The sequence below is a fragment of the Labrys wisconsinensis genome (assembly GCF_030814995.1).
In the GTDB taxonomy this organism is placed as follows: Bacteria; Pseudomonadota; Alphaproteobacteria; order Rhizobiales; family Labraceae; genus Labrys; species Labrys wisconsinensis.
In genome coordinates this window covers 68,170-89,500 of the sequence record NZ_JAUSVX010000014.1, presented here as the reverse complement: position 1 = coordinate 89,500, position 21,331 = coordinate 68,170, and the positions used below count along the sequence as shown (strand labels likewise).

Below are 21,331 nucleotides of genomic sequence, written 5' to 3'. Positions count from 1 at the left end.
CACGTCGGGGAAGTGGGTGTCGAGCATGTCCCGGCCATAGCCGGTGACGAAGGCGAAGGGCACGCCGAGGGCGCGCAGGCTCTCGGCGACGGGGAAGATGAACTCGCCGCCGAGATTGACGTCGAGGATGGCGGCATCCGGCCGCTGGCCGGCGATCGCCGCGGCCGCCTCGGCCACGGAGGCATGCGGGCCGATGATCGAGCAGCCCATCTCCGCCAGGAGATCGCGCATCATCGTCGCGATCAGGGCTTCGTCCTCGACCAGGAGCACGCGGCCGCGCCGCAGCACCTGCCGGGCCGCCCCCTCCGAGGCGGATCCCGCGTCGGCCGCTGGGCCGTTCGGCCGCACCGCCGGCGCGGCGACTGGAAAGGACAGCGTGCAGACGAGGCCGCCGGGCCGCCAGTCGAACCGGGCTTGCCCCGCGAGCTGCTGCTCGATGCCGCCGACGATGACGCGCAGCCCGAGGCCCCTGCCCGCCTCGACCGGCGGCGGCCCGCCGGTCTCGCGCCAGGTCAGGACGACCCGGCCGTCCTCGAGGCGCCATTCGATGTCGAGATGGCCGGCGTCGACCGACAGCGCGCCGTACTTCGCCGCGTTGGTCGCCAGCTCGTGCAGGGCGAGGCCGACGGACTGGGCGTCCCTGGGCTCCAGCATGACGGCCTCGCCGCGGACGCCGATTCGTCCGGCGCCGAGATCGCGATAGGGTGCCAGCTCCTCGCGGATCAGGCGCCGCAGGTCGGCGCCCTGCCAGCGCGACTCTGCGAGCAGGGTATGGGCCCGGGCCAGGGCCTTGATGCGCCCGTTCACCGCGTCGACATAGGACTGGACCGTCTCCGCCTTGGAGAGGCGGACGATCGACTGCACCAGCGCCAGGGCGTTCTTGGCCCGATGGTCGACCTCGCGCGCCAGCAGGGCCTGGCGCTCCTCGGCCACCTTGCGCTCGGTGATGTCGATGGTGACGCCGCTGACCCGCGCGACCCGGCCGGCCTCGTCGGCGATCGAGGCGGCGGTGCCGAAGCACCAGCGCTGCCCGCGCGGCGTCAGGACGCGGAACTCGGCCTGCGCCGCGCCGGGGGCGGCGAGCAGCGCGGCGAGGCTCCCGCGCAGGCGCGCGCGGTCGTCGGCATGGACGAGCCCCTCGACGCTAGCGGACTCGATGGCGAAGGACGCCGGATCGACGCCGCCGATACGGTATTGCCCCTTGTCCCAGCGGCACTCGCCGCCGAGGACGTCCCAGTCCCACGAGCCCATCTGCCCTGCCTCCAGGGCGAGGCTGCGCCGCTCCTCGCTCTGCTGCAGGCGAGCGGCGGTGTCCTCCAGAGCGCGGGTACGCTCCGCCACCCGCATTTCCAGATGGCGGTTGAGCTGCTCGAGCTGGCGCGTCTTGCGGTGCAGCTCGGCGAACACCCGGACCTTGGCGCGCAGCACCTGCGGCACCACGGGCACGGGGACATAATCGACCGCGCCCATCTCGTAGCCGCGCAGGAAATCCGGCTCGGCCAGGCGCACCGCCGAGACGAAGATGATCGCCGTGTGCTGGAAGCGCGGATGCTCGCGGATCATCGCCGCCAGCTCGAACCCGTCGAGCTCGGGCATGTTGACGTCCATCAGGACGACCGCGACATCGGCGCGCAGCAGCTGCTCCAGCGCCTCACGCGCCGTGGACGCCTTGAGCAGCGTCTCGTCGAGGTCGCGCAGCATCACCTCGTAGCTGAGGAGCTTTGCCGGCTGATCGTCCACCAGCAGGATGTTGACCTTCTCGTCCGCGTTCATGGCCTGTCCGCGATCAGCGATGGAGCCACATGCGCAGGGCCGAGAGGAGCTGCTCGGTGTTGACCGGCTTGGCGAGATAGTCGGAGGCGCCGGCCTCCAGGCATTTCTCCCGGTCTCCCTTCATGGCCTTGGCCGTCAGGGCGATGATCGGCAGGCGCCGCAGCGCCGCGTTCCTGCGGATCTCCGCCATGGTCTCGTAGCCGTCCATCTCCGGCATCATGATGTCCATCAGCACGATGGCAAGGTCCGGCGTCGATTCCACCACGGCCACGGCCTCCCGGCCGGTGGTCGCGGCGAGCACCCGCATGCCGCGCCGCTCCAGGACGCTGGAGAGGGCGAAGATGTTGCGCGGATCATCGTCCACCAGCAAGGCGATGCGTCCGACCAGGTCCTCGTCCGAGCTGTGCAGCCGCTCCAGCATGCGTTGCTTCTCCGGCGGCAGCACGGTCACGGCGCGGTGCAGGAACAGGGCGGTCTCGTCGAGCAGGCGCTCGGGCGATTCCACCCCCTTCACCACGATGCTGCGCGCCATGCTGTGCAGCCTGGCATCCTCCTCGGCCGACAATTCGCGGCCGGTGAAGACCACGACCGGCAGGTCGCACAGCGCCGGGTCGTCGCGGATCTCCTCCAGCACCTCGAAGCCGGTCATGTCGGGCAGGCGCAGGTCGAGCACCAGGCAGTCATAGGGCTGAGTGTGCAGCAGGGCGAGGCCGTCCCGCCCGGTCGCGGCGGTGTCGATCTCGATGTCGTCATGAGCCAGCAGATCGCGGATGCCGAGGCGCTCGCCGGCATCGTCCTCCACCACCAGGAGGCGCCGGCGGCTGCGGCCGGCATAGTCCTTGATGCGCAGGATGGCGGCATCGACCCCGCCCGGCGTCGACGGCTTGGTGACGAAGGAGAAGGCGCCACGGGCAAGGCCGTGCTGCCGGTCCTCGTCGAGCGTGACGATCTGCACCGGGATGTGGCGGGTGAGCGCATCTTTCTTGAGCTGGCTCAGCACCGTCCAGCCGAGCATGTCGGGCAGGAAGACGTCGAGCGAGATGGCGGTGGGCTGGTACTGCCGCGCCAGGTCCAGCGCATCCGCCCCGCGCATCGCCAGGAGGACCTTGAAGCCCCGGCCTCGCGCCAGATCCATGATGATCTGCGCATAGGACAGGTCGTCCTCGACGACGAGCAGGATGGGCTCGCCCGGCTCCAGGTCGTCCCGGTCGTCCGGCAGGACCTCGGCGGGCCTGGCGCCCGGCAGGGCGCCGACGCTCAGGGCCGGGACGACGGGCGCCGCGAAGGCCTGCGGCGCGCTCGGGCGGACCATGGCGGACGGTCCGGTATAGGTCAGCGGCAGGTAGAGGGTGAAGGTGCTGCCGACGCCGGGCGTGCTGCGCAGCTGGATCTCGCCGCCGAGCAGCGAGGAGAGCTCGCGGCTGATGGCCAGGCCCAGGCCCGTGCCGCCATATTTGCGGCTGGTGCTGGCGTCGGCCTGCTGGAAGGCCTCGAAGATCAGCTTCTGCTTCTCCGGGGCGATGCCGATGCCGGTGTCTGCGACCTCGAAGGCGACGACGCCGGCGCTCTGGCTCAGCACGGGATGGTCGAAGCTCCAGCCCTCCTTGACCGCCATGGCCTTGAGCTTGATGCCGCCGCGCTCGGTGAACTTGAAGGCGTTGGACAGGAGGTTCTTCAGGACCTGCTGCAGGCGCTTGGAATCGGTGACGATGGTTCGGCCGAGCAGCGGGTCGACCTCGACCGCGAAGTCGAGCAGGCGCGTCTCCGCCTCGTGCCGGAAGGGGCGCCCCACCACGTCGAGCAGCGTGGTGAAGGAGAGCTCCTCCGCATCGACCGTGACCGTGCCGGACTCGATCTTGGAGAGATCGAGGATGTCGCTGATCAGGTTGAGCAGGTCGGTGCCGGCGCCGTGGATGGTGCGGGCGAACTCCACCTGCTTGGGCGTGAGATTGCCCTCCGGATTGTCCGTGAGCTGCTGGCCGAGGATCAGGATGCTGTTCAGCGGCGTCCGGAGCTCGTGCGACATGTTGGCCAGGAACTCGGACTTGTACTTGGAGGTCAGCGCCAGCTCGGCCGCCTTCTCCTCCAGGGCGCGGCGGGCGTGCTCGACCTCGGCATTGCGCTCGGCCAGCTGCTGGGCCTTCTGCTCGAGCTGCTCGTTGGTCTGCTGCAGCTCGCCCTGCTGGATCTGCAGCTCGGTGGCGAGCTGCTGCGACTGCTTGAGCAGCCCCTCGGTCTGCATCGTCGCCTCGATGCTGTTGAGCACGATGCCGATGCTGGTGGTGAGCTGCTCCAGGAAGGAGATCTGCGAGGTGGTGAAGCTGCCGGTCGAGGCGAGCTCGATCACCGCCTTGGCCTGGTTCTCGAACAGGACCGGCAGCACGATGACGCTGCGCGGCCGCGTCTTGAACAGGGCCGAGCCGATCGGAGGCACGTCGGCCGGCACGTCGACCAGCAGCATGCGGTTCTTGTCGACCGCGCACTGGCCGATCAGCCCCTCGCCGGGGCGGATGACCGGCCGGTGGCCGCCGGGGCCGTCGTCGGCATAGGCCGAGAGCAGGGTGAGGTCGGAGACGCCCTCGTTGTCGACGCGGTAGATCACGCCGACCTGGGCATTGACCAATTGGGTGAGCTCGGTCAGCAGCAGGCGGCCGACGGCGGCGAGGTCGCGCTGGCCCTGCAGCATGTTGGTGAAGCGGGCGAGGTTGGTCTTCAGCCAGTCCTGCTCGGTGTTGCGCTCCGTGGTCAGGCGCAGGTTGCCGATCATGGTGTTGATGTTGTCCTTGAGCTCCGCCACCTCGCCCCGGGCCTCGACCTGGATCGAGCGGGTCAGGTCGCCCTTGGTCACCGCCGTCGCCACCTCGGCGATGGCGCGGACCTGCGTCGTCAGGTTGGCGGCGAGCAGGTTGACGTTGCCGGTGAGGTCCTTCCAGGTGCCGGCGGCGCCGGGCACGTTGGCCTGGCCGCCGAGCCGGCCCTCGACGCCGACCTCGCGGGCGACGGACGTGACCTGCTCGGCGAAGGTCGCCAGCGTGCCGGTCATGTTGTTGATGGTCTCGGCCAGCGCCGCGACCTCGCCCTTGGACTTGACGGTGAGGTTCTGCTTGAGGTCGCCGTTGGCGACGGCGGTCACCACCTTGACGATGCCGCGCACCTGCTCGGTGAGGTTGGCGGCCATGACGTTGACCGTGTCGGTGAGGTCCTTCCAGGTGCCGGCGACGCCGGGCACCTGGGCCTGGCCGCCGAGCTTGCCCTCGGTGCCGACCTCGCGGGCGACGCGCGTCACCTCCGAGGCGAAGCCGTTGAGCTGGTCGACCATGGTGTTGATCGTGTTCTTCAGCTCCAGGATCTCGCCCTTCACGTCGACCGTGATCTTGCGCGAGAGGTCGCCGCGCGCCACCGCCGTCGTCACCTCGGCGATGTTGCGCACCTGCGTCGTCAGGTTGGCGGCGAGCAGGTTGACGTTGTCGGTGAGGTCCTTCCAGGTGCCGCCGACGCCCAGCACGTTGGCCTGGCCGCCGAGGCGCCCGTCGGTGCCGACCTCGCGGGCGACGCGCGTCACCTCGGCGGCGAAGGAGCGCAGCTGCTCCACCATGGTGTTGAGCGTCTCCTTGAGGAGCAGCATCTCGCCGCGCACGTCGACGGTGATCTTCTTGGAGAGATCGCCGCCGGCGATGGCGCTGGCGACCTCGGCGATGTTGCGCACCTGCGCCGTCAGGTTCGAGGCCATGAAGTTGACGTTGTCGGTGAGGTCGCCCCAGGTGCCGGCGACGCCGGGCACCTGGGCCTGGCCGCCGAGCTTGCCCTCGGTGCCGACCTCGCGGGCGACGCGCGTCACCTCCGAGGCGAAGGCGTTGAGCTGGTCGACCATGGTGTTGATCGTGTTCTTCAGCTCCAGGATCTCGCCCTTCACGTCGACCGTGATCTTGCGCGAGAGGTCGCCGCGCGCCACGGCCGTCGTCACCTCGGCGATGTTGCGCACCTGCGAGGTGAGGTTGCCGGCCATGGAGTTGACGCTGTCGGTCAGGTCCTTCCAGGTGCCGGCGACGCCCAGCACGTTGGCCTGGCCGCCGAGGCGCCCCTCGGTGCCGACCTCGCGGGCGACGCGCGTCACCTCTCCGGCGAAGGCGTTGAGCTGGTCGACCATGGTGTTGACCGTCTCTTTGAGCTGCAGCACCTCGCCGGAGACGTTGACGGTGATCTTCTTGGACAGGTCGCCGCCGGCGATGGCGGTGGCGACCTCGGCGATGTTGCGCACCTGCGCCGTCAGGTTCGAGGCCATGAAGTTGACGTTGTCGGTGAGGTCGCCCCAGGTGCCGGCGACGCCGGGCACCTGGGCCTGGCCGCCGAGCTTGCCCTCGGTGCCGACCTCGCGGGCGACGCGCGTCACCTCGGAGGCGAAGCCGTTGAGCTGGTCGACCATGGTGTTGATCGTGTCCTTCAGCTCCAGGATCTCGCCGCGAACGTCGACCGTGATCTTGCGCGAGAGGTCGCCGCGCGCCACGGCGGTCGTCACCTGGGCGATGTTGCGCACCTGGTCGGTGAGGTTGCCGCACATGGCGTTGACGCTGTCGGTCAGGTCCTTCCAGGTGCCGGCGACGCCGGGCACGATGGCCTGGCCGCCGAGCTTGCCGTCGGTGCCGACCTCGCGGGCGACGCGCGTCACCTCCGAGGCGAAGGAGCGCAGCTGGTCGACCATGGTGTTGATGGCCTCCTTGAGCTGCAGGATCTCGCCGCGCACGTCGACCGTGATCTTCTTGGACAGGTCGCCGCTGGCGACCGCAATCGTCACCTCGGCGATGTTGCGCACCTGGTCGGTGAGGTTGTTGGCCATGGAGTTGACGCTCTCGGTCAGCTCCTTCCACACGCCGGTGACGCCGCGCACCTGGGCCTGGCCGCCGAGCTTGCCCTCCGTGCCGACCTCGCGGGCGACGCGCGTCACCTCCGAGGTGAAGACGCCGAGCTGCTCGATCATGGTGTTGACGATAGTGGCCGAGCGCAGGAACTCGCCCTTCAGCGGCCGCCCGTCGACATCGAGGCGGATGGTGCGCAGGAGGTCGCCCTGCGCCACTGCGCCGATGGCCCGCGTCACCTCGCTTGTCGGCCAGAGCAGGTCGTCGATCAGCGTGTTGACGGAGCTCTCCATCTCGCCCCAGGCGCCGGCGGAGAGGCCGAAGCGGACGCGCTGGCGGGTGCGGCCCTCGCGCCCGACCACCTCGCCGACATGGTCGAGCTGGCGCGCCATGCGCTCGTTGGCGGCGATGATGTCGTTGAAGGCGTCGGCGATCTTGCCGCCGAGGCCGGTGCGGTCGCCGCGCATGCGCACCGAGAAGTCGCCGACCCGCATGGCCTGGAGCGCGGCAAGGAGCTCCCCGAGATAGGCCGCCTCCTCGCCCTCGCCGGCCGGCCACGCCCGGACGCCGTCCCGCAACGCCGCCGCGCTCCCCGTCGCCGTTCCCGCGGTCTCCTGCATGGATGCCCCCAGTGGTTGTGCTGCGGAGGATTCTAGGGCGGATTCCGCAGAAGGCACGGCCCATCGGGCACGCACATCATCCTTGGCGCCCCTTATCATATGGCGCAAAGCTTTCTGGCCGAAGCGCGACCAGGGCGCGACGGGCGGAAGGCGGGAGATGGCGTCCCGTGCCGCAGCGCCTCGATCATCGCGCTGGTGCGGCCGGGCGCCGAGGAGGGCGAAGCGGGCGGGTCATCGTGCATCACGCCCCGACCGGATCGTGGCCGCGGGCGGCCGTCGAAGCCGTCACATCGAAGCGGCGGGCGCGATGCTCTGGGCGTGCTGCAGATGCATCTTCACCGTCGGCAGCGTCGCCTTGGCCCAGGCCTTCAGCTTGGGCGCGCCGCCGGACTGGCTGTAGCCGGCGAGCAGGTCGGCCGCCTCGGTATGGGCCTGGATCTGGTCGGCCATGTAGGCCTTGTCGAAGTCGGCGCCGGTCTTGCCGTTCAGCGCATCGAGCTTGGCCTGATGGTCGGCATCGAGCGCCGTGCCGACCGGCGCGCCGGAGGCCTTGGCCGCGGCCTCCAGCTTCTTCTCGGCCGCGGTGTGGTCCTTGACCATCATCCGGGCAAAGGACTTGACCTTGCCGTCCTTGGATTGCTTGACCGCCAGCTTCGCCTCCTGGACCTCGAAGGCGTTGCCGACGGAGGCCTTGCCGGCGAAGTCGGCCGGCGACACGTCCTGCGCCCAGGCTGCGGGGGTGAGCGCGAAGAGCACGGCGGTGCTCGCGACGATCAGGATCTTCATGCCGCTTCTCCCGATGGACCGGCTCCAGGCCGGCTGGCCATCAAACGGCGGCAAGCGCCCGGAGTTCCAGGCCGGGCCGGCGCGCCGAGGCGACGCGCCGGACCGGACACGACACGCCGTCAATCGATGGCGAAGGTGACGTTGATCTCGACGTGCAGCGTGTTCTCGCCCGCCTCGACCGGCACCGGCGCCGCCGCGTCGGCCTGCCGGCGGAACATCACCTGCGGAACCGGGGTCTCGCGGGCCGCGGTCTCGGTGATGCGCGCCACGGCGCCGAGCTTCACGCCGGCGGCCGCCGCGTAGAGCTCGGCCTTGCGGCGGGCGTCGGCGACGGCGGCCTTGCGCGCCTCGTCGAGCAGCTCGGACTGCCGCGAGACGGTGAACTGGATGCCGTTGACGGTGTTGGCGCCGGCGCTCACCGCCTTGTCCATGACGGCGCCGAGCTTGGCGAGATCGCGCACCCGCACCGTGACGGTGTTGGTGACGGTGTAGCCGGTGAGACGCGGCGGCGTCTGCTCGCCGTTCTGCGGATAGACATAGACCGGCTGCAGCGAGAAGTCGGCGGTCTGGATGTCCCTGTCCTCGATCCCCTCGGCCTTGAAGCGGGCCACCACCTCAGCCGTGGCCTTGGAATTGGAGTCGAGGGCGTCGCGCGCGGCGGCGGCCTGGCTGGTGACGCCGGCGGTGAGCAGCGCCATGTCGGGCCGCGCGCCGGCGGTGCCCTCCCCCGTGACCGAGATCGCGGGCTTCTCCCCGAGCGTGTCGGCCCGGGCGGCGGCCGGCACGGCGAGGACGAGCAGCGCGAGCGCCGGGCGGACTAGGAAATGAAGCGGCATGATGCCTCCTGTTCAGCGAATGGACCCGATCCCTGCCAGCGCATCGCGGCCGGATCGTGACCATGGGGAATGCCGCTGGGATTGCAGGCAGCGGCACTCTCGCGTAAACGCTTGCCGGATCCTGCGCTACGGGCCTGTAGCTCAATGGTTAGAGCCGGCCGCTCATAACGGTCTGGTTGGGGGTTCAAGTCCCTCCGGGCCCACCAGGCGATTCCAACGACTTAGGTGGGGATATCTTGGAACCGTCCATGAACATGGCAACGGTTCCGGCAATGAAACGCGTCAGCGCCGTCCCGGCCGCTTGCGGGTGATCCGGTCGGCGGGGTCCTTCAAGTAGTCCGGGTGGTGGTGGCCGCAGACCTCGGTCAGCGTCTTCTCCGACATGCCGAGGTAGCCCGCCGCATCCCATTTTGCCGCGCCGTTCTGCATCAGCCGGGTCGCCGCCGTGTCGCGCATGGTGTGCGGCGTGATGTGCTTGGTGATGCCGGCCTCCCTGAGGGCCCGGGCGAAGGCGACCTTGACCGACTCGCCCTCCCACTCGACCACCCACTGCGCGATGGCCTTGCGGGCGCGCCGGCGCCGCAGATGCGCAAGTAGCCGGCCCGGCAGCGGCGCCAGCGGCGGGCGCTTGTTCGTCTCGGCCGCGCCTTCCTTCAGTCGATAGAAGATGTCGCTTTCGCGGGCGACGAAACTGCGGTTCGCGCCAGCGAAGATCGATGCGGTCAAGATCGCGCCCGGACGGCCGGCGCGAACAAGCGCGGGACCTCCGCGGCGGCACCGACGGGCGCCGGCGCGCTTGGCGACTTCTACGAGAACAGCGCCAAGGCGTCCGGCGCTGCGCCGCGCTGGCACTGCACCGCCGCCAGTGCGACCTGGAAGGCCGAAGCGGCCATGCCCTGGCGGCGGGCCACTCCACCGAAGGTATCTTTCATTCCGCGGCCACCCTCCGCCTGGGCTCTTCTCCATCACCTTCCGGGTCGGTCGCATATCCGATGGAAGAGAATCGTTCTGCCTCGGCCATCGACCTTTTCACGACGGCCATCGGATTGTGATAGTGCCGCATAGACGGGGGGATGATCTGCAAGCCGTCCGCTGCGAACGGAATCTTGAACCAAAGCAGCATCCGCAGGCCTGCGGTGTAGATCGTACCGTCGTAGCACTGGAAGATTCTGGTCTCCCTCGGACCAGGATCCCATATGGCGTCGATCGAGTTATCCTTCATGCCGAACAAAGGATAGAGGTCGGAGCGGACGAAGACTGCATCCCAGGACGCAGTCCCGATGAGTTCATACCCCTTCCTCTTTCCCAACTCGATCAAAGCGAGCAAAGAGCAGCCCTGACTCACATCCGGATGATAGTCCTGAACGAAAACAACGTCGTTCGGCACGGTGGGATTGAACTCGACGCAAACCACCTTCGGTTTGTATTTCGTCAAAGCATCCCACATATGCCAGTCATTGCCGTCTATATCGATACAACAGAGATCAAAATCTAGAGGAACACTGCGTTCCGACAGGATATAATCTAACGAATACTGACCGCCCTTCTGAACAAATGCGTGCATGGTGTGCACGCGGTCGATGTGTTCATAATTCTTGCGCAGCAGGGATGCTGAATATTCTTCTCCCTCGATCTGCACGCTGCTCCAGCCGTGATTGTTGATCAGATTCCATGTATTACTGCCGACGCGCCCATCTCTGGCGCCAAATTCGACGCACCATTTATGGCCATCCCCAATGACACCAAAGATCTTCTCGAACATCCCGTCCTGTCCGTTCTTTGACATGACGTTGCGCCGGTGCTTTCGGAGCCAAATGCTATCAGGCTTTAGACGCCTTACTTTCCTGTGCTCGATGATTGGCATTTCTGCTCCCAGTCATCTCTATTGGATTGCACGAAACACCTGACCTCTACCTGCGGTATCTCACCAAACGCAGGCGACTCCGTCAAGGCAAAGTTGACGCGCGTCATCCGTCGTCTTCGGGCGGCCTTTTCATTGGAGCCCCCATGGCTGATTTCACCCTTCTCAACGCCGCCGCGGCGACGGGCGGCTGGTCCGCCGTGCAGGGCTGCCGCTATTCCTGGCGCGTCTACGGGACCTGGGCCGGCGCGACGGCGCAGCTGCAGGTCAGCCCGGACGGCGGCACGACGGCGATCAATGTCGACGACGCCGTTCTCACGGCCGACGGCGGCTAGAACAGCATCCCGCTCGGCAATGAGCAGGTCCGGGTGCTGAATCCGCCCGCCGCGCCGGCGAGATTTCGCCCTCTCGATACATGGCGTGCTCCTGATCGGTTCGGCTCGATCATAGGAGCGCCGGAGCGCGGGCGGGATGAGGGTGGCAAATGGCGGCCAACCACCTCCGCCACGGCAACGACTACGGCAACGATATCGCAGAACGAAACGTGACGGATCAGGGCGATTCGGACGTCGCGCAGCGCATCTGCCCAGACGCGCCGACACACCGAGCCGCTCATAATGATCTGGTTGGGGGTTCAAGTCCCTCCGGGCCCACCAGGCGATTTCAATACGATCGGCTCAGTGTGGGCAGCTCAGTGTGGGCTTGGGCCCGCGGTTGTCAGCGCAGGTCGGTTCGAAGGTCGCGCACGCCCCGCCCCAGGCGCTGGCGCAGAAGCGTGCGCAACGTGGCTCCGTCGATGTAGCCGACCTCGGCCGCTATGGCGTCGACGTCGAGACCGCTGCCGTGGAGGAGAGATTGCGCGTGCTCGACGCGCAAGTCCTGGAAATAGGAAAGCGGCGATTTGCCGAGCACCGCCTGGCAACGGCGTTGCAGTGAGCGGGCGCTCGTTGCCAGCGCGCCGGCGGCTTCCTGCAGCGAGAAGCCTTCCCTGAGATGCTCCCGCGCCCACCGCTCGAAGCGCAGGACGAGAGGATCTGCCTGCGCCAGATGATTGGGAATGATGTAGGGCGCTTGCAAGGAGCGTATGTCGGCGAGCAGGTAGCGTGAGACGACCGCCGCCAGCTCCGGACTGGCCTTGCGTATCAGCCAGAGGGCGAGATCGAGATGCCCCATCGCTGCGCCGGCCGTCACGCCTATCTCCGTCGGCACGAGCATGCGAGACTCGTCGAGCAAGACATTCGGATAGCGTTGCCGGAACAGCGGCGCGAGCCACCAGGTCGTCGTCGCCTCGCGGTGATCGAGAAGGCCGGTTTCGGCCACAAGGAAAGCCCCGATACATGAGGTAGCGATCAGAGCGCCTTCCTCGCGCCACTTTCGCACCTGGACGATGGCCTGCTTCACGTCCGATCGCTCCAGGGCTGGGACCAGTAGATCCGGAGTCGAGGCGCCCAAGGCCGGAACGACGACCCAATCCGGCTGCAACGCCGGCGTCACGGCTTGCACCGGAACGGTCAGGCCACCGCCGGTCCGGACCTTCTTCCGCAACCCGACCGTCGAGACATCGAACGGGGGCTTCTTCTCCTGCCGGGCGGCGAGGTTGTTCGCGACCCTGAACGCATCGAGAACCGCGGTCAGTCCGATGTCGAACGCTCCATCGAGAGTCAGTACAGAAATGCGCATGGCGTAAATGGCCTCAAAGTTGGCATTTACGACCATACCGCCTTTGGAGTCCGCTCGCTACGTTCAGCCTCGTCAGACTTCATCGCACAGACGAGGAGACCAGCCATGAAAGTATTCGCGATCGGAGCGATCACCAAGCCGCCTACGCCGGAACAGCAGGCGGAGCTCATGCCGAGGGAGGTTCCGGCAACTCTCCAGCACTACCTCGATGGAAAGATCGAGCAGTTCTGGTTCCGCCAGGACCGGCTCGGCGTGGTGTTCTATCTCGACGTCGAGTCGGTCGAAGGAGCCGAAGCGGAAGTGGGCAAGCTGCCGCTGACCGAAGGCGGCTTCATGACCTACGAGTTCATTCCCGTCGGCCCGCTGGCGCCGCTGGGGCGCCTGATCCAGAGCAAGTAAGCGCCAGAGCATTTTCCAGCGGACCGGCACTCGGTTCGCGTCAAACCAAAGCGACAGAGAGCGTGATCGATTCACCTTGAAGCGATCACGCTCCAGGGCTCTCCCGAGGCAGAAGCGAGCAGTCCCGTCTCATGCCTGATCCGTCCTGGACTTACGCCTGGCGGCATTCTGTGCAGCCTCGAAGACATCGCGTGCGGACGTCGTACCCGCCACATGCTCCGTATCCTCGGCTCCGAGGTCCATCCAACCCGCGTTCACGGCCTCAAACATGTCTTCGGCAGGTCCGGTGTGGCCCTTCGGAATGCCGAGCTGCTCGAACGCTTCCGCCCATCCTGCACGCGGGACGGCAAAGGCTTTCACGTCGAGCGTCAAGACGTCACCCAATTGCTCGGCGACTTCATCCGCGCTGACCATCGAACCAAGCTCGACGAGGCGCTGCCCCGACCAAGATGGCCCGGTCAAAAGGGTTGCGACCTCCGCGCCGATGTCGTTGGTTGCGACCATGGTCGATTTCCGGTTTGTCGGGTTGTAGTAGACTGGTAGCGTTCCGCCCTGGGCGACCTGCAAGCCGTAGAGGAAGTTTTCGAAGAATCCGCCTGCGCGCACGAATGCGATTGGCGATATCAGGTCGCGAAGACCTTGCTCCAGAAGCGACAAGGCCGTGATCATCCCAAGTCCGCTGGTTCTGTTCGCCCCCATCGACGAAAGCGCAACCACCCGTGGCGGCGCTGCCTTGGTGAGCGCCGCGACATAGCTTGCAATCACGCCCTTTGCTTCTCTGTAATCGGGCGAGGGCGCCCAGACGGCCGGCAACATGACGAACGCGCCTTCGACGCCTTCAAGTGCCCGCTCGATGGCTGCCGAGTCATTCCAATCACCGTCGACCAGTTCCACGCCCTGGTTCGCCCAGCGCGACGCCTTCTCGCGATTGCGGACGAGCGCGCGCACTTCCTTGCCGTGCGCCAACAGATGTTCTGCCGTTGCGCCGCCCACTTTCCCCGTGAGTCCCATGACTAAAAACATGTGTTTTCTCCTGATCATGCGGGACAGAGCACTGCCCCTGTCGGTTCAACGGATGAGCGGCAGAATGGTCCGGATGCGGGGATAGCGCGCGTAGAGGCCGCCCCATGTCATCGCGCCCAGAAGCAGGGACATGATTTCCGGCGGCGACCCCAACTCGCCGATGCGGACATGGGCGCAGATGGCTCCTCCCAAGAAGCCCGTCACCAGGATCGCGCCGAGGACGGCGGTGGCCGGGATGGCGTAAAGGATGGCGCAGGCGAGCATGATCGGACCGACGACCCGGGTCAGGTCCATCGCGAACCCGGTTTCCTGCAACATGCTCGCGATCTGTGCCGGCGCGAAAAGCTGAACAGTGCCGTCTGCCACCAGAGCGATGACGACAAACGCGCTCATGATCCGGCCCGCCCACAGGGCGCGATGCACGGTCACGGTTTCAGGCGCCTGATGCAGGTTCATGGTTTCGGACACTTGTCATTCTCCTATGGGGGATACCCATATTCGAAGGCTATTGTGTCGCTTGGGTATGATAAACATCGACAAAGTGAACGCACTGTTCTCTCTGTGGCCAATAATGCCGAGGCACGAAAATGCAGACTCTCGAACCCATCCGCATTTTCATAACGGTCGCGGACATGGGGAGCTTCACCCACGCGGCCGATAGCCTGGGCATCCAGAAAGGGAGGGCCTCAACGGCGGTCCGGAAGCTGGAAGAGGATATCGGCGTCAGGCTCCTGCACCGGACGACGCGCAGCGTGCAGTTGACGGAGGACGGACGCGCATTCCATGCCCGTGCCCGCGATCTGCTCGCGGACGTTGACGATCTCCACTCGATGTTCGCAGGTGATCGCGTGGCACTTCGCGGGCGCCTGCGCGTCGATCTTCCGAGCGAGGTGGCGCGCACAACGATCGTGCCGGCCTTGCCGGATTTCATGGCGACTCACCCGCAGTTGGAGCTGGAGGTGTCGAGCACGGATCGGCAGGTCGATCTGGTTCAAGAAGGGTTCGATTGTGTCTTGCGGCTTGGACCTATTGGGGACGAGACGCTGATTGCCCGTCCACTGGGCCAGCTACGCATGATCAACGCTGCCAGTCCCCCCTATCTTGCGCACCATGGCGTCCCTCGATCGCTGGAAGACCTCCAGCGTCAGGACCATCGGACAATTCACTTTTCGACGATGCTGGGCGCCAGACCCTATGGATGGGAATATCCGGACGGCGACGGCTACGCGACGCTTCAGTTGCCAGGCGCGCTACACGTCAACAGCGCGCAGACCTACGAAGCCGCTGCCATCGCCGGCCTTGGCCTGATTCAGGCGCCACTCCTGGGGATTGGCCGATACCTCGAGAGTGGAGCGCTTGTGGAGATCATGCCCGATTTTCGCCGCAGGGCGCTCGCCGTATCCCTCGTCGTGGCGCATCGGAGCAATCTGTCGCGCCGAGTCCGCGCATTCATGAAATGGATCGAAGATGTGCTGACACCGTATCTGGAATAGCCGGACGAACATCTTCGTCCGGCCCTCCGCTTTCGGGAAGCCGCGCAGACCCGCGTGCTGCATCCAGCGGCGGGTTGCGGCAATGTGATCGTCCACCGCTGCGGTTTCGAGCGCCCCGCTGAACTCATCTACCGCTAAGCCGACTGCTGACTGCGCACGAAGCCGCTGATCGTGGTCTGGAAGGGAGTGGTCGGTCGCTCGATCAGCCGGGCAAGCGCACCACCGTTATCGAACAGGGCTCCTTTGGCCACACCCGCATCGGTGTCGGACAGGATCCTGGCGAGCATCTCCGGCGCGCCGGCTTGCATCGCTACCGATCGGAACTCTTCAGGCGTCATATTCTGGTAGGCAATCGCCTTTCCCGACGCTCCGGCCACCAGGGCGACGAGCTCGGCCAGCGTGAAGGATGCATCGCCCGCCAGCTCATAGATACGACCAGCGTGGTCGCCGCCGGCCAGGACGGTCGCCGCAGCCCTGGCATAGTCGGCACGCGCGGCGGACGAGATGCGTCCATCCCCCGCCGCGCCCATGAGGACTCCGTGCTTCAAGGCGAGCGGCAGCCGCCACGTATAGACCTCCGTGTACCAGCCGTTCCGCAGCAGCACGAACGGCACGCCGGCTTCAGCCAAGGCCGCTTCCGTGTCGCGATGCTCGTCGGCGAGGAACAGCGGCGATGTGTCCGCGTGGAGGATGCTGGTGTAGGCGATCAGGCCGACACCGGCATCCTCTGCGGCGCTGATGACGTTGCGGTGCTGCGCCTTGCGCCTGCCGTTCTCGCTGCTGGAGATCAGGAGCAGCCGATCCACGCCGAAGAACGCGCTCGCCAGCGTTTCTGGCCGGGTATAATCGGCAATACGAACCTCCAGCCCCTTGTCCCGAAGCGCCGTTGCTGCGTCCGTGGCGGGGTCGCGCACCCCGGCGACGATGGCGCTCGCGGGCACCGTCTCGAGCAGCGTGTCGACGACCTGCCCGCCGAGCTGGCCGGTAGCGCCCGTGACGAAGAGCCTTTGCGTGACAGCCATGGTCCTTCTCCCTTGTGGTTTGTCATAGGCACAAGGTAACTAAACGAGACCGTCAGCGGCGTGAAGGAGGCAGGATTTTGGGACAGGGTGAGGTTGCAGGAACCGCCCCGGCATTCGCTGACGCATCCGCCGGCTCTTCCACCGAACATCAACCGAACTGGTCGTTCGACCCGCAATGTCCGGTGCGGGACGTTCTCGATCGGATCGGCGACAAGTGGTCGACGCTCATCCTGGTGACGTTGGCGAACGGCCCGCACCGCTTCAGCGCCGTTCAGCGCGCGATCCCGGACATTTCCAAGCGAATGCTGACGCAGACGTTTCGCGATCTGGAGCGCGACGGCCTGATCGCGCGGACTGTGTTCCCGACCAGGCCGCCCAGTGTCGAATACCGCCTGACGCCCCTGGGCGAGACGATCCTTGAGCCGCTGGGTGTTCTTGTCCGATGGGCCGATCGCAGCCATGCCGCGATCAGGAACGCTCGCCTGGCATTCGACGGAACGTCGTAAAGGTGCAGATCAGCGCGCCGGCCTTCCCGCTTCCCGATCGTTCGATCACGCTCTCTATCTCTTTGCTTTTACGCATTGTCCTGGCGCGAACCGAGTACCGGTCCGCTGGAAAATGCTCCAGGCTTTGCTGGCGGGCCGAGAGGGATACCGATGAGAACTGCGTCTACGCCATAGCCCTACAGAATGAGAGCTGAAAATCGACCGGAACCCGCTGTTATTTCGGCAGATTCCAGTCTTCACATTTTACTTCGGGACAATACGACGATCACTGCCACCTGTCCGCTGAACGATCCCCAGCGCGACGAGTGCGGCGGCGAGTGCAGCCCAGGGCGTCGCCTGCAGCCCTGGTCCCGCAACAAGGACCCCGCCGACGAACGAGGCAGCCGCGATGCCAAGATTGAAGGCAGCGATATTGAACCCCGAGGCCGTGCCGACCGCATCCGGGGCCTCCACCCCGGCGGTCGCCACCACACCGGCCTGCACGATCGGTGAGATCGCGAAGGCGAAGACGCCCCAAACGAACAGATTTGCGAACATCGAAACGACATGGCTTGCCGTGAACGGCAAGGCCGCCAGGGAGAACGCAAGACCAGCAAGAACGATCTGCAAGGCGCGCCGCATGCCCAGCCGGTCGGCCAGGCGGCCACCGAACAGGTTTCCGATAACGGTCGCCACGCCGAACAGCATCAGCGCGAGGCTGACCGTCGCCTCGCTCACATGTGTCACCTCGGTCATCAGTGGCGAGAGGTAGGTGAAGACAACGAACGAGCCGCCGAAGCCGAAGACGGTCACGAGATACATGGCGAGTAACTTGGGCTTGCCGAGCAATGTGAGTTGCGACAGGAGACCGGCCGGCCGCGCATGCAGGATCGCCTTCGGCAGCAGCATCACGAGGCCGGCGATACTGATCGCGCCCAGGAGTGCCACGGCGAGGAACGGCGCGCGCCAGCCGAAATGCTGACCGACGAACGAACCGAACGGCACGCCGACGACCATGGCGACGGTGAGGCCCGCAAACATCAACGAGACCGCCTGCGCCGACTTCGACCTGTCCACCAGTGAGGTCGCGACCGTCGCGCCGATGGAAAAGAAGACGCCATGGGCGACGCCGGTGACGATCCGCCCGGCCAATAGCACCGTATAGCCCGGCGCGAGGGCGGCAATCAGGTTGCCGATAGTGAAGATCACCATCAGGCCGATGGAGAGCTGCCGGCGCGGCAGCTCTCCGGTGAGCGCCGTGACGGTCGGTGCCCCGAGCGTGATCGCAAGGGCGTAGAGGCTGACCAGCAGCCCCGCGGTGGGAATCGAGACGGACAGGTCCCGGGCCATTTCCGGGATCAGTCCGACGATGACGAACTCGGTGGTGCCGATGGCGAAGGCCGACACCGCCAATGCGAAGAGACCGAGCGGCATGTCAGATCCCCGCGCTTCAAGCCAGAAGGATGGCGGCGGCAGCCTGAGCGATGGTTTCGTCGGCTTCCACGGTCGCACCGGCGACGCCGATCGCACCGATTATTGCGCCTGTTTTGTCGCGCAGCACCACGCCACCGCCAAAGCTGATGAGACCGCCATTGGTGTTTTCAAGCGTGTAGATCGCGCCGCCGGGCTGTGCGGCCTGCCCGAGTTGAAGGCTGTCGGCCTGGAAGAGTGCGGCGGTGCGGGCTTTCTTCTGGCTGACCTCGATGGGGCCGATGTTGGCGCCGTCCATGCGGACGAAGGCGACCGGATGCGCGGCGGCGTCGAGGACAGTGATGCAGACGGCAAAGCCGCCTCTGGCGGCCTCAGCCTTCGCCATCTGGATGAGCGATTGAGAGATTTCGAAGTTCATGTCTGGCGTCCTCGTTTGTTCGGGGAAGCCGGAACATTACGCACGATCCTAGATTTTGGAACAAGTGTGGTGCTTAAAACGTCGAATATTCAACTATGATGAACTTATATCTTCTCGGCTTCCTTCAGCATCAGCCAAGCGAGGTCCGTGAGCGTGTGACGCGGCAACCGCGATGCCGGTCCCGAAAGCCCAATGCTCGCGCGGACCTCCCCGTTCTCACGCCAGGGCACGGCAACGCAGTGCAGGCCCGCAAGATAATTTTCGAGATCAAGGGCGAAGCCGACTCTTGCCACGTTCTCCATCTCGGCGCGTATGTCGGGTCCGAGCGCATCGGCGCGCGTCGCCAACACACGCTGACCGAGCCCCGGCATGAAGGCAAGGAAGACGAGGCCGATTGCGGAGCCCTCAAGGCGCTCCCGCACGCCGATAGGACTCGCCGTGCGCAGCGTCTGCGGAGATTCGATCGCATCGAGATAATAAACCTCATCACCGCTCGCCACCGCGAGATAGACCGTCTCGCCGGTCTTCGCCGCGATGGCCTCCAGCGCGGGACGCAGCCGATTGCGCAGTGCTCCGTCGTCGCCAGCGATGCGAGCGAGGTTCAGGATACGTCCGCCCAGATGATAGCGCATGTCGCCCGGCCGCCGATGGACATATCCAAGGTTGTCGAGCGTCTTGAGGATGTTGTGCGCCGTCGTCTTGCCCAGCCTGCTCGCCGCGGCGATGCGTTGCAGCTTCGCGGCTCCGCCTTCTCGCGCGATGGTCTCAAGGATCGCCACCGCACGCTCGATCGACTGGATCAGGCGCGTCCCACCTGCTGAATTCAGGTCATTTGCATCGAGTTTGCCCATATTCACCGATAGCAGATGTCCGGCGAGGAATGTCCAGCAATGATGAATTTCTGCAGATAGCGAGCAGGCTGAGAACGCTTATCGCGGGTCAAGGGCGGCGATTGGCGTGCCCAGAGATATACAGGAGTGGGCGGGGCAAATATGGCGGGCAGCGCCCGACGAAGATGAGCACTACGAGATCGTCATAAGTATATGATTGTTCTGCTAACGCCTTGACTTATGCGGCAATCGACGGTTTTCGGCGGCACTTGCGTAGCTAACCTCCCAACCAGCGCCATATACCAGCGGACCAGCCGGTGAGCGGTGCATGCGCCCAGGTCGCCACCAGCCAGACGAGGAAGCCACCGGCAACGGCGTGGCTGCTGACGCCGCCAAACGCTGCGCGGCGCTGGAGGATTGCCACGAACGGCCAGTAGCTGGTCCGGCCCTGCCAAGCGGCCCAGCCTTGTGGGTCGCGACTCGCTCTCTTCCGGTCCTGCAGCGCGGCGCCGACCAACGCTAAGAGGATGATCGCGCCGGAGAGGATGACGTTCTTCGCGATCGGAAAGACCAGAATGTGACACGCGCCCCACAGCGCGAACGCCCACATCATCGGGTGGCGGGTGACGGCATAGACGCCGCGCGCCTGCGCCGTCGCTGCCGGCGTGGTCCCACCGGCAAGTGCCGGGTTCCGCACCAACGAGCCCAGCAATAAGATCGATGCGGCCAGCATCACGACGGTCGCGACCGCCCACAGCCCGTCCCCGACCGCCCAGGCCGGCCACGTCACGGGAGCGGCCCGATAGGCCCAAACCGTCGCCCCCAGGGAGAGGGCGGCGATCGCCGAGTAGAATACGGCGAACCCTGCCTCGCCCAGCACCGCCACCAGCGGGCGCCGCAGCGGATGCGACAGGATGAAGTGCGTGCCCACGAAGGCGCCGGCCGTGACCAGCACCCATGCCGATCCGTCAATCATACGCGCACTCGCTCCAGATCTGCGAGGAAATCGAGGATGAGCCGGTTGGCTCTGTCGGGCTGTTCGACGGGCACCAGATGCGCGGCGCCCTCCACCTCAATCTGGTGCGCGTTGGGCATCCGCTCCACGATCCGGCGGCTGAGCGCGGTGGGCCGGATCGTGTCCTGCGCACCCGACACAACCAGCGCCGGGGTCGCGATCGTCGCCAGTTCGTCGAAGAACGCATCGCGGCGTACCAACACAGAATCGACACTCCCTATCAGGGCGCGGCGGTTCCAGGAGCGGAACCGCGCCGCAAAGGCCCTTACCATCTTCGGATCACGCTGGTGGGTCGCCTCGCTGATTTGGAGCGACAGCAGCATGCGATCGACTATCCCGTCGAGGGGGGCGATCGCAAGCAGCACTGTCAGCAATCTGGCAGTTGCTTTGGTGGACAGATCGGGCCGATCGGCCGTGGTGTTGAACAGCACAATACCCTTCAGGCGGTCCGGAAACCGATGGGCGACGCGCGGCGCGATCATCCCGCCCCAGGACGTGCCCAGCATGACCACCGGAACACCCAAGGGGACAAGCCCGAGCAGTTGGACTGCGACATCGGTGCATTCGTTCATCGTGAACGGGCGACCGGGGCCGGGGCTGCTCCCATGACCGGGTGGATCGAGCGCCAGCGTTCGCCAACCCGCATCGCGCAGAGCTTTGACTTGCTGATCCCACATGGTGTGATCGGAAAACAGGCTCGGCCACAGCAGCGCCGTCGGCTGATTGGACTCGCCTCGATCATCATAGCCGATCTGTCCCAGCACGGTCTTGATCGTCTTAAGTACCATCGACAGGACTCCTGTGCT

General features: G+C 66.2%; 19 protein-coding genes, 1 tRNA gene and 1 pseudogene. 5 read left to right on the top strand and 16 right to left on the bottom strand.

The window, feature by feature from the left end:
* Positions 1 to 303: 303 nt before the first annotated feature.
* From QO011_RS29835 to QO011_RS29820, 4 genes and pseudogenes are all read right to left on the bottom strand, one after another.
* Positions 304 to 1,773: pseudogene (locus QO011_RS29835) on the bottom strand (HWE histidine kinase domain-containing protein); the annotation flags it as partial.
* 13 nt (positions 1,774 to 1,786) lie between these two features.
* Positions 1,787 to 7,120, bottom strand: a complete 5,334-nt coding sequence (locus QO011_RS29830; RefSeq protein WP_307280886.1) for a HAMP domain-containing protein — start codon at positions 7,118 to 7,120, stop codon at positions 1,787 to 1,789.
* A 411-nt stretch (positions 7,121 to 7,531) separates the two neighbouring features.
* A complete protein-coding gene (locus QO011_RS29825; RefSeq protein ID WP_307280566.1) occupies positions 7,532 to 8,032 on the bottom strand; it encodes a DUF4142 domain-containing protein in 501 nt (166 codons plus the stop codon).
* 119 nt (positions 8,033 to 8,151) lie between these two features.
* Entirely contained in the window at positions 8,152 to 8,868 is a 717-nt protein-coding gene (locus tag QO011_RS29820; protein WP_307280563.1) for an SIMPL domain-containing protein, read from the bottom strand.
* A 130-nt stretch (positions 8,869 to 8,998) separates the two neighbouring features.
* Between QO011_RS29820 and QO011_RS29815 the strand changes: the two genes are divergently transcribed.
* Positions 8,999 to 9,074: transfer RNA gene (locus tag QO011_RS29815), tRNA-Ile, on the top strand.
* Between the two features lie 76 nt (positions 9,075 to 9,150).
* Here the strand turns inward: QO011_RS29815 and QO011_RS29810 are convergent.
* The 3 genes from QO011_RS29810 to QO011_RS29800 all read right to left on the bottom strand — a co-directional run bounded on the left by QO011_RS29810 (position 9,151) and on the right by QO011_RS29800 (position 10,630).
* Complete coding sequence (locus QO011_RS29810; RefSeq protein ID WP_307280560.1) at positions 9,151 to 9,594, bottom strand: tyrosine-type recombinase/integrase; 444 nt, start codon at positions 9,592 to 9,594, stop codon at positions 9,151 to 9,153.
* 80 nt (positions 9,595 to 9,674) lie between these two features.
* Complete coding sequence (locus QO011_RS29805) at positions 9,675 to 9,800, bottom strand: hypothetical protein (protein WP_307280557.1); 126 nt, start codon at positions 9,798 to 9,800, stop codon at positions 9,675 to 9,677.
* Positions 9,797 to 10,630, bottom strand: coding sequence for a hypothetical protein (locus QO011_RS29800; protein ID WP_307280553.1), 834 nt, complete (start codon positions 10,628 to 10,630; stop codon positions 9,797 to 9,799). The genes QO011_RS29805 and QO011_RS29800 overlap by 4 nt, the downstream gene beginning before the upstream one ends.
* A gap of 245 nt (positions 10,631 to 10,875) precedes the next feature.
* Here QO011_RS29800 and QO011_RS29795 point away from each other — a divergent pair, with 245 nt between their 5' ends.
* The gene (locus QO011_RS29795; RefSeq protein ID WP_307280550.1) at positions 10,876 to 11,064 is read left to right on the top strand and encodes a hypothetical protein; all 189 of its coding nucleotides are present in this window, start codon (positions 10,876 to 10,878) and stop codon (positions 11,062 to 11,064) included.
* A 382-nt stretch (positions 11,065 to 11,446) separates the two neighbouring features.
* Here the strand turns inward: QO011_RS29795 and QO011_RS29790 are convergent, their stop codons facing one another.
* Positions 11,447 to 12,409 carry a GlxA family transcriptional regulator gene (locus tag QO011_RS29790; RefSeq protein ID WP_307280548.1) on the bottom strand — a complete coding sequence of 321 codons (963 nt, stop codon included), beginning with the start codon at positions 12,407 to 12,409 and terminating at the stop codon, positions 11,447 to 11,449.
* Between the two features lie 105 nt (positions 12,410 to 12,514).
* On the opposite strand from QO011_RS29790, the gene QO011_RS29785 reads away from it, so the two are divergent.
* Positions 12,515 to 12,808: a hypothetical protein gene (locus QO011_RS29785; protein WP_307280545.1), complete on the top strand. Its 294-nt coding sequence runs from the start codon at positions 12,515 to 12,517 to the stop codon at positions 12,806 to 12,808.
* Positions 12,809 to 12,937: 129 nt separating this feature from the next.
* On the opposite strand, the gene QO011_RS29780 is transcribed toward QO011_RS29785, so the two are convergent.
* Positions 12,938 to 13,831 (bottom strand): NmrA family NAD(P)-binding protein, encoded by an 894-nt coding sequence (locus QO011_RS29780; protein WP_307280542.1) that lies wholly within the window; start codon positions 13,829 to 13,831, stop codon positions 12,938 to 12,940.
* Between the two features lie 45 nt (positions 13,832 to 13,876).
* Positions 13,877 to 14,299 (bottom strand): DoxX family protein, encoded by a 423-nt coding sequence (locus QO011_RS29775; protein ID WP_307280541.1) that lies wholly within the window; start codon positions 14,297 to 14,299, stop codon positions 13,877 to 13,879.
* A 119-nt stretch (positions 14,300 to 14,418) separates the two neighbouring features.
* Between QO011_RS29775 and QO011_RS29770 the strand changes: the two genes are divergently transcribed.
* Positions 14,419 to 15,324: a LysR family transcriptional regulator gene (locus tag QO011_RS29770; RefSeq protein ID WP_307280539.1), complete on the top strand. Its 906-nt coding sequence runs from the start codon at positions 14,419 to 14,421 to the stop codon at positions 15,322 to 15,324.
* A 134-nt stretch (positions 15,325 to 15,458) separates the two neighbouring features.
* On the opposite strand, the gene QO011_RS29765 is transcribed toward QO011_RS29770, so the two are convergent.
* Positions 15,459 to 16,346, bottom strand: a complete 888-nt coding sequence (locus tag QO011_RS29765) for an SDR family oxidoreductase (RefSeq protein WP_307280536.1) — start codon at positions 16,344 to 16,346, stop codon at positions 15,459 to 15,461.
* A 182-nt stretch (positions 16,347 to 16,528) separates the two neighbouring features.
* On the opposite strand from QO011_RS29765, the gene QO011_RS29760 reads away from it, so the two are divergent.
* Positions 16,529 to 16,852, top strand: a complete 324-nt coding sequence (locus QO011_RS29760) for a winged helix-turn-helix transcriptional regulator (protein ID WP_307280883.1) — start codon at positions 16,529 to 16,531, stop codon at positions 16,850 to 16,852.
* Positions 16,853 to 17,095: 243 nt separating this feature from the next.
* Here the strand turns inward: QO011_RS29760 and QO011_RS29755 are convergent, their stop codons facing one another.
* From QO011_RS29755 to QO011_RS29735, 5 genes are all read right to left on the bottom strand, one after another.
* Positions 17,096 to 18,265: an MFS transporter gene (locus tag QO011_RS29755; protein WP_307280532.1), complete on the bottom strand. Its 1,170-nt coding sequence runs from the start codon at positions 18,263 to 18,265 to the stop codon at positions 17,096 to 17,098.
* Between the two features lie 16 nt (positions 18,266 to 18,281).
* The gene (locus QO011_RS29750; protein ID WP_307280528.1) at positions 18,282 to 18,680 is read right to left on the bottom strand and encodes a GlcG/HbpS family heme-binding protein; all 399 of its coding nucleotides are present in this window, start codon (positions 18,678 to 18,680) and stop codon (positions 18,282 to 18,284) included.
* A 104-nt stretch (positions 18,681 to 18,784) separates the two neighbouring features.
* On the bottom strand, positions 18,785 to 19,531 hold the full coding sequence (locus tag QO011_RS29745) for an IclR family transcriptional regulator (protein ID WP_307280526.1): 747 nt from the start codon (positions 19,529 to 19,531) through the stop codon (positions 18,785 to 18,787).
* A 256-nt stretch (positions 19,532 to 19,787) separates the two neighbouring features.
* Positions 19,788 to 20,486: an NnrU family protein gene (locus tag QO011_RS29740; protein WP_307280523.1), complete on the bottom strand. Its 699-nt coding sequence runs from the start codon at positions 20,484 to 20,486 to the stop codon at positions 19,788 to 19,790.
* Complete coding sequence (locus QO011_RS29735; protein ID WP_307280520.1) at positions 20,483 to 21,313, bottom strand: alpha/beta fold hydrolase; 831 nt, start codon at positions 21,311 to 21,313, stop codon at positions 20,483 to 20,485. The genes QO011_RS29740 and QO011_RS29735 overlap by 4 nt, the downstream gene beginning before the upstream one ends.
* Between the last annotated feature and the right edge of the window lie 18 nt (positions 21,314 to 21,331).

Bases quoted from the DNA above. Each gene is read 5' to 3' on its own strand.
- QO011_RS29830 (WP_307280886.1), bottom strand. From the start codon at position 7,120: ATGCGGGTCGGCGACTTCTCGGTGCGCATGCGCGGCGACCGCACCGGC.
- QO011_RS29825 (WP_307280566.1), bottom strand. From the start codon at position 8,032: ATGAAGATCCTGATCGTCGCGAGCACCGCCGTGCTCTTCGCGCTCACC.
- QO011_RS29820 (WP_307280563.1), bottom strand. From the start codon at position 8,868: ATGCCGCTTCATTTCCTAGTCCGCCCGGCGCTCGCGCTGCTCGTCCTC.
- QO011_RS29805 (WP_307280557.1), bottom strand. From the start codon at position 9,800: ATGAAAGATACCTTCGGTGGAGTGGCCCGCCGCCAGGGCATGGCCGCT.
- QO011_RS29800 (WP_307280553.1), bottom strand. From the start codon at position 10,630: ATGTTCGAGAAGATCTTTGGTGTCATTGGGGATGGCCATAAATGGTGC.
- QO011_RS29795 (WP_307280550.1), top strand. From the start codon at position 10,876: ATGGCTGATTTCACCCTTCTCAACGCCGCCGCGGCGACGGGCGGCTGG.
- QO011_RS29790 (WP_307280548.1), bottom strand. From the start codon at position 12,409: ATGCGCATTTCTGTACTGACTCTCGATGGAGCGTTCGACATCGGACTG.
- QO011_RS29785 (WP_307280545.1), top strand. From the start codon at position 12,515: ATGAAAGTATTCGCGATCGGAGCGATCACCAAGCCGCCTACGCCGGAA.
- QO011_RS29780 (WP_307280542.1), bottom strand. From the start codon at position 13,831: ATGTTTTTAGTCATGGGACTCACGGGGAAAGTGGGCGGCGCAACGGCA.
- QO011_RS29770 (WP_307280539.1), top strand. From the start codon at position 14,419: ATGCAGACTCTCGAACCCATCCGCATTTTCATAACGGTCGCGGACATG.
- QO011_RS29765 (WP_307280536.1), bottom strand. From the start codon at position 16,346: ATGGCTGTCACGCAAAGGCTCTTCGTCACGGGCGCTACCGGCCAGCTC.
- QO011_RS29755 (WP_307280532.1), bottom strand. From the start codon at position 18,265: ATGCCGCTCGGTCTCTTCGCATTGGCGGTGTCGGCCTTCGCCATCGGC.
- QO011_RS29750 (WP_307280528.1), bottom strand. From the start codon at position 18,680: ATGAACTTCGAAATCTCTCAATCGCTCATCCAGATGGCGAAGGCTGAG.
- QO011_RS29745 (WP_307280526.1), bottom strand. From the start codon at position 19,531: ATGGGCAAACTCGATGCAAATGACCTGAATTCAGCAGGTGGGACGCGC.
- QO011_RS29740 (WP_307280523.1), bottom strand. From the start codon at position 20,486: ATGATTGACGGATCGGCATGGGTGCTGGTCACGGCCGGCGCCTTCGTG.
- QO011_RS29735 (WP_307280520.1), bottom strand. From the start codon at position 21,313: ATGGTACTTAAGACGATCAAGACCGTGCTGGGACAGATCGGCTATGAT.